Annotated in this window: 4 protein-coding genes; 2 read left to right on the top strand and 2 right to left on the bottom strand. The window is 70.5% G+C overall.

The features are described from left to right. The coding region (locus SACHA_RS20430) for an ATP-dependent helicase (protein ID WP_232211813.1) at positions 1-1249 on the bottom strand (1249 nt) is incomplete at its 3' end. A 66-nt stretch (positions 1250-1315) separates the two neighbouring features. On the opposite strand from SACHA_RS20430, the gene SACHA_RS0105370 reads away from it, so the two are divergent. Beyond that, the gene (locus tag SACHA_RS0105370; protein WP_019807767.1) at positions 1316-2047 is read left to right on the top strand and encodes a DUF4191 domain-containing protein; all 732 of its coding nucleotides are present in this window, start codon (positions 1316-1318) and stop codon (positions 2045-2047) included. 90 nt (positions 2048-2137) lie between these two features. Here SACHA_RS0105370 and SACHA_RS0105365 read toward each other — a convergent pair whose 3' ends face one another. Further along, positions 2138-2623 (bottom strand): RDD family protein, encoded by a 486-nt coding sequence (locus SACHA_RS0105365; protein ID WP_019807765.1) that lies wholly within the window; start codon positions 2621-2623, stop codon positions 2138-2140. A gap of 231 nt (positions 2624-2854) precedes the next feature. Between SACHA_RS0105365 and glnA the strand changes: the two genes are divergently transcribed. Beyond that, a complete protein-coding gene (gene glnA / locus SACHA_RS0105360) occupies positions 2855-4279 on the top strand; it encodes a type I glutamate--ammonia ligase (RefSeq protein WP_019807764.1) in 1425 nt (474 codons plus the stop codon). The last annotated feature ends 80 nt before the right edge of the window (positions 4280-4359 follow it).

Here is a 4359-nt window from a genome sequence, read left to right as displayed (position 1 = left end):
CCCCCGAGCCGCGCGACGCGGCGGTGCGCAGCGCCGCCATCGCCCGCCGGACCTCGGTGCGGGCGAAGAACCGCTCACCGCCGCGCACCACGTACGGGACACCGCGCTCGGACAGCGCCTTCTCGTAGGCCTCGGACTGCGCGTTGACGCGGAACAGCACCGCGACCTCCCCCGCGTCCGTACCCGCCCCGATCAGCTCGTCGACCCTCGCCGCGACGGCGGCCGCCTCGGCCTCCTCGTCGGGGTGTTCGGAGAACGCCGGTTCCGGCCCGTCCGGCCGCTGCCCGACGAGCGTCAGCCGGGAGCCTGCGGGCCTGCCCCTGGCCGCACCGATCACCCGGTTGGCCAGGGACACGACCTGGGGGCTCGACCGGTAGTCCCGTTCGAGCCGGACCACGGTGGCGTCCGGATACCGGCGGGTGAAGTCGAGCAGCGGCCGGGGCGAGGCACCGCCGAACGAGTAGATGGTCTGGTTGGCGTCGCCGACCACGGTGACGTCGTCCCGGCCGCCGAGCCACGCGTCCAGCAGCCGCTGCTGTGCCGGGGTGACGTCCTGGTACTCGTCGACCACGAAGCAGCGGTACCGCTCGCGGAACTCCTCGGCCACACTCCGGTGTTCCTCCAACGCAGCCGTGGTGTGCAGCAGGAGATCGTCGAAGTCCAGCAGTCGGCGGTCGTTCTTCGCGCGCTCGTACGTCCGGTACAGCTCCGCGACCTTCTCCGCGGGATGTCCGACGTCGCGCCCCCGCCGCGCGGCCACCGCCGGGTAGTCCTCGGGCCCGACGAGGCTCGCCTTCGCCCACTCGATCTCACCCGTCAGGTCCCGCACGACCTCGACCTCGGTGGGCAGGTCGAGCGTGGCGGCGGCCCTGCCGACCAGGCGGATCTTGTGGTCGAGCAGCTCCCACTGGGTGTCCCCGACCACCCGGGGCCAGAAGTACCGGAGCTGGCGCAGGGCGGCGGCATGGAAGGTTCGTGCCTGCGCCCCGTCGACCCCGAGCCTGCGCAACCGGTCGCGGAGCTCCCCCGCCGCCCGCGCGGTGAACGTCACCGCGAGCACCTGGTTGGCGCTCACGTGCCCGGCGCGCACCAGATGGGCGATACGGTGCGTGATGGTGCGCGTCTTCCCGGTGCCCGCCCCGGCCAGAACGCACACCGGGCCCCGCGGCGCCCCCGCCGCGGCCCGCTGTTCGGGATCGAGACCGGCGAGCGGACCCCGCTCCCGGTCGGACCGAACCACACCTGCCACGTTCGGCATCCTCGCAGAGGGGACCGACGGACCGGGCTCCCCCCGACCGCCCGTATTCTGGGAATCATGGCGGGAAAGCAGGACAAGGAAGCCGCGAAGCAGGCCAAGCGCGCGAAGAGGGCCGCCTCCAAGGAGCGGCGAGGGCAGATCTTCCAGGCGTTCAAGATGCAGCGCAAGGAGGACAAGGCGCTCATCCCCTGGATGCTGGGGTCGTTCCTCGTGGTGGTGGGGCTCGTCTTCGGGCTCGGCTGGCTGATCGGCATCCAGTGGTGGCTGCTGCCCATCGGCATCATGCTCGGCGCGCTCGCCGCCATGATCATCTTTGGGCGCCGGGTACAGCGGACCGTGTACGGCCGGGCGGAAGGGCAACCCGGTGCCGCCGCCTGGGCGCTCGACAACTTGCGCGGCCGGTGGAAGGTCACCCAGACGGTCGCCGCGACGACCCAGCTCGACGCCGTGCACCGGGTCCTCGGCGGACCGGGGGTGGTCCTGGTGGGCGAAGGCTCACCGCACCGTGTCCGGAACCTGCTCACCCAGGAGAAGAAGCGCATCGCGCGGCTGGTGGGGGAGACGCCGATCTACGAGGTCCAGATCGGCAACGAGGAGGGCCAGGTTCCGCTGCGCAAACTGCAGAACCACCTGATGAAGCTTCCGCGCAACCTGAAGCCCAAGCAGGTCGACGCGCTCGAGACGAAGCTGTCCGCCCTCGGCAACCGCGGCGGTGCCGCCATGCCGAAGGGCCCCGCGCCGCAGAACGCGAAGATGCGTAACGTCCAGCGATCCGCCCGCCGCCGCTGACCCGTCCCCCGGCGATCGCCACGGCGTCGCGAGGGCAGGTCAGCGTCGCCAGGGCGCAGCGTCGTCAGGGCACAGCGTCGCCAGCGCGGGTCAGCGCATCATGACGACGACGGTGCCGGTGACCCGGTCGTGCCAGCCGCGGCCGTCCTGATCACGGACGGCCGGGGGGACGATGAGGAAGGTCAGCACACACCGGACGACGGCACGCCACAGCCCCACCGTGGCGGTGCCGTCCAGCCGGGCCACCCGGATGCCGGACAGCGCCATCCCCGGGGTGAACCCGGAGAACGTCACCGGGACCACGGTGATCACGGCCCACATCACCAGCGACCACAGGTTGTACGCCCGCATCATGTCCGGGTCGGTGTAGTCGGGCGGGAAGAACAGAGCCGTCAGCAGCGACGCCAGCACGAGGTCGACGAGCAGCGTGCCGAACCGGCGCCCACCGCCGGCCGCGGACCGGGGTCCCCGCTCGGGGAGCCCGAGTCGTTCACCGGGCCACCGGGACGGCTCCCGCCCGTCCGCCGCCCCACCGTCCGAGAGTGTCGAAAGCCATTCGCCCGTCCATCGTGCCACGCATCCCAGGGTATTCGGTGGACACGGCGCCGGATATTCCTGGCCAGCCGGGCACACACCCGGCGGACCACCGTTAACACCGGCGAAACACACGGGTGACGGTCGGGCAACACCGCCCGCTTAGCGTGAACCCCACAGAGCCGAAGAGAGCACCGCAATCCGAAGAGAGCACCCGAGCACCGGAGCACTGCCGCACGAGCTCGACGCTCGAACACGAAGGAGCCACCGAGGGTGTCCACTACTCCAGACGATGTCCTCCGGCAGATCGCCGACGAGGACGTGCGCTACGTCGACGTGAGGTTCTGCGACCTGCCGGGCGTCATGCAGCACTTCACCATCCCCGCCTCCGCCTTCGACGCCAAGACCTTCGAGGAAGGCCTCGCGTTCGACGGCTCGTCCGTGCGCGGCTTCCAGTCGATCCACGAGTCGGACATGCTGCTGCTGCCGGACCCCGCCACGGCGCGCATCGACCCGTTCCGCACGAACAAGACCCTGTCGCTGAACTTCTTCGTGCACGACCCGTTCACGCACGAGCCGTACAGCCGGGACCCGCGCAACATCGCCCGTAAGGCCGAGCAGTACATCACCGAGTCCGGCATCGCCGACACCGTGTTCTTCGGGCCGGAGGCCGAGTTCTACCTGTTCGACTCGGTGCGCTTCGACTCGTCCGAGAACGCGAGCTTCCATGAGATCGACTCGGTCGAGGGCTGGTGGAACACCGGCCGGCACGAGGAGGGCGGCAACCGCGGGTACAAGACCCGGTTCAAGGGCGGGTACTTCCCCGTGCCGCCGGTCGACCACTTCGCCGACCTGCGGGACGAGATCGCCAACACCCTGACCGCCTCCGGCTTCGACCTGGAGCGGGCCCACCACGAGGTCGGCACGGCGGGCCAGGCAGAGATCAACTACAAGTTCAACACGCTGCTGCACTCCGCCGACGACCTGCAGCTGTTCAAGTACATCGTGAAGAACGTGGCCTGGCAGGCGGGCAAGTCCGCGACCTTCATGCCGAAACCGCTGTTCGGCGACAACGGCTCGGGCATGCACTGCCACCAGTCGCTGTGGAAGGACGGGGCGCCGCTGTTCCACGACGAGGCGGGCTACGCGGGCCTGTCCGACACCGCGCGGCACTACATCGGCGGCATCCTCACCCACGCCCCGAGCCTGCTGGCGTTCACCAACCCGACGGTGAACTCGTACCACCGGCTGGTGCCCGGCTACGAGGCCCCGGTCAGCCTGGTGTACTCGCAGCGCAACCGCTCGGCGTGCGTGCGTATCCCGATCACCGGCGGCAACCCGAAGGCCAAGCGCATCGAGTTCCGCTGCCCCGACGCCTCGGGCAACCCCTACCTCGCCTTCGCGGCGATGATGATGGCCGGTATCGACGGCGTGCGGAACAAGATCGAGCCGCCGGAGCCGATCGACAAGGACCTCTACGAGCTCCCGCCCGAGGAGGCCCACGGGGTCCAGCAGGTCCCCGGCGACCTCGGCACCGTCCTCGACACGCTGGAGGCCGACCACGACTACCTGCTCGAAGGCGGCGTGTTCACCCCGGACGTGATCGAGAGCTGGATCGCGTACAAGCGGGAGAACGAGATCGACCCACTGCGGCTGCGTCCGCACCCGTACGAGTTCGCCCTCTACTACGACGTGTGACCGTCGCCCCGCGCACCCGGGGGACGCCACCTCGTGCGCCTCCCCCGGGTGCGCGGCGGTGCCTGGTCGGCACCGCCGCG

This window comes from Saccharomonospora halophila 8, from assembly GCF_000383775.1.
GTDB classification, from domain to species: domain Bacteria; phylum Actinomycetota; class Actinomycetes; order Mycobacteriales; family Pseudonocardiaceae; genus Saccharomonospora; species Saccharomonospora halophila.
This window is presented reverse-complemented; position numbering and strand designations above follow the sequence as displayed.

Bases quoted from the DNA above. Each gene is read 5' to 3' on its own strand.
- SACHA_RS0105370 (WP_019807767.1), top strand. From the start codon at position 1,316: ATGGCGGGAAAGCAGGACAAGGAAGCCGCGAAGCAGGCCAAGCGCGCG.